Source organism: Burkholderia sp. Ac-20384, assembly GCF_017104605.1.
GTDB lineage: Bacteria > Pseudomonadota > Gammaproteobacteria > Burkholderiales > Burkholderiaceae > Burkholderia > Burkholderia lata.
Window position 1 is genome coordinate 1 of record NZ_JAAGPE010000599.1, and the last position, 1,975, is coordinate 1,975.

Annotated in this window: 1 protein-coding gene and 1 pseudogene; one reads left to right on the forward strand and one right to left on the reverse strand. The window is 70.2% G+C overall.

Annotation, left to right across the window (positions count from 1 at the left end):
* Positions 1-987, forward strand: a 987-nt coding sequence (locus tag G3O00_RS42090; RefSeq protein WP_206146538.1) for a glycosyltransferase, incomplete at its 5' end; no start/stop codon positions are given.
* 117 nt (positions 988-1,104) lie between these two features.
* Here the strand turns inward: G3O00_RS42090 and G3O00_RS42095 are convergent.
* Positions 1,105-1,975 (reverse strand): annotated as a pseudogene (locus G3O00_RS42095) (phage tail protein); the annotation flags it as partial.

Genomic DNA, 1,975 nt, shown 5'->3' on the forward strand with positions numbered 1-1,975 from the left:
TCGGCGACTTCGCTGCTCGAGCAGGATTACCCGGGCGATTTTCATCTGATCATTGTTGATGACCACAGCGACGACGGCACCGCCGACGCGGCCCGCGCGGCCGCGCTCGCGATCAACCGCGCCGACCGGCTGACGGTGCTGGCCGCGAAGCCGCTGCCGGCCGGCTGGTCGGGCAAGGTGTGGGCGCAGTCGCAGGGGATCGCCGCGGTGCAGACGCTCGGCCTGCCGGCCGACTACCTGCTGCTGACGGATGCCGACATCGGCCATCCGCCCGACGCCGTCGCGCAGCTCGTCACGCGCGCACAGGCCGAGAGCCGCGATCTCGTGTCGCTGATGGTGCGGCTGCGCTGCGATTCGTTCTGGGAAAAGGCGCTGATCCCCGCGTTCGTGTTCTTCTTCGCGAAGCTCTATCCGTTCTCGTGGATCAACAACCCGCGCAACCGGACGGCCGGCGCCGCGGGCGGCTGCATGCTCGTCAAGCGCACGGCGCTCGAGGAAGCGGGCGGCATCGAGTCGATCCGCGGCGCGCTGATCGACGACTGCAGCCTCGCCGCGCAGATCAAGCATCGCGGCGAAGGCCGCCATCCGATCCGGCTCGACCTGGCCGACCGCAGCGTATCGCTGCGCCCGTACGACAGCTGGCGCGACATCTGGAACATGATCGCGCGCACCGCGTTCACGCAGTTGCACTATTCGCCGCTGCTGCTGGCCGGCACGCTGCTCGGGATGACGATCATCTATCTCGTGCCGCCCGCCGCGGCGCTCGCGTACGGCGCGCGCGCCTGGCCGGCGTGGCTCGCGTGGGCGTCGATGTGCGCCGCTTATGCGCCGATGCTGCGGTATTACCGCCGCTCGCCGCTGTGGGCGCCGGCGCTGCCGCTCGTCGCGCTGTTCTACGTGGGTGCGACGTTTGCGTCCGCGTGGCGCTACTGGCGCGGCAAGGGCGGCCAGTGGAAGGCGCGCGTGCAGGCGCCGGTGGATCGCTGAGTATTGCCCGGGAGGCGCGCCTCCCGGCAACCGGAAAGCAAACAGCCCGATCGGTGGAAACCGGTCGGGCTGTTTCGTTTTCGGCCGTGCCTTTTCGGCGGTGCGGCTTGCCGGTGCTTAGCGCTGGGTCAGCATCATGTACATCTGGACCACGACGTCCGGCGAGAACGTGAACGGTACCCAGCCGTAGCCCGTGTGGCGGGCCACCAGCAGGCGGTCGCCATTCGACTGTTTCTGCACGGCCATCATTGGGTTCTTCGTCGTCACGAAGCGCCAGCCGGCCGGGATGCCGGGCGGCGGCTCCGGCTGCATCGACGCGCGCGCATGCGCGAGTTCCTCGATCAGCTGGCCCAGTTGCTCCGGATGCAGCGTGATCGATTCGCCGTTGATGGTCAGCGTGAGTTCGTTCTGCGTCGGACGCGACACGTGCAGCGTCGATTTGTCGGACGGGGCCGGGGTGATGGCTTCGGCTTCGACTTCAACCGGCGTTTCGGCTTGCGCCGTCGCGACGACGGCCGCTTCGGCATCGGCCGTCGAATCCACCGTTTCGGCCGCAGCCGGCGCGGGCACGATCTCGGCCGGTTCCGCCGCCGGCGCGTCGGCCGGTGCAGGTTCGACGACTTCGGCCGCCACCTCCGTGGCGGCAACCGCGTTGGTCGCGGCTTCCTTGACGACGGCCTCGACCAGCGCTTCGGCGTCGGCGATGGCCTGCGCGTGGTGCTGCGCAGCCGCTTCGGCTTGGGCGATCGCTTCGGTGTGGCGTTGCGTGACGGCCTCCGCCTGCGCGGCGGCGTCGGCGTGGCGTTGCGCGGCCGCCTCGGCCTGCGCGATCGCTTCGGTATGGCGTTGCGTGACGGCTTCGGCCTCGGCGGTCGCGTCGGCATGACGCTGTGCGGCGGCCCGCGTTTCCGCGATCGCCTGCGTGTGCTGCTGCGCGAGCGCTTCGGCTTCCGCGATCGCAGCCGTGTGGCGCTGCGCGGCGGCTTCG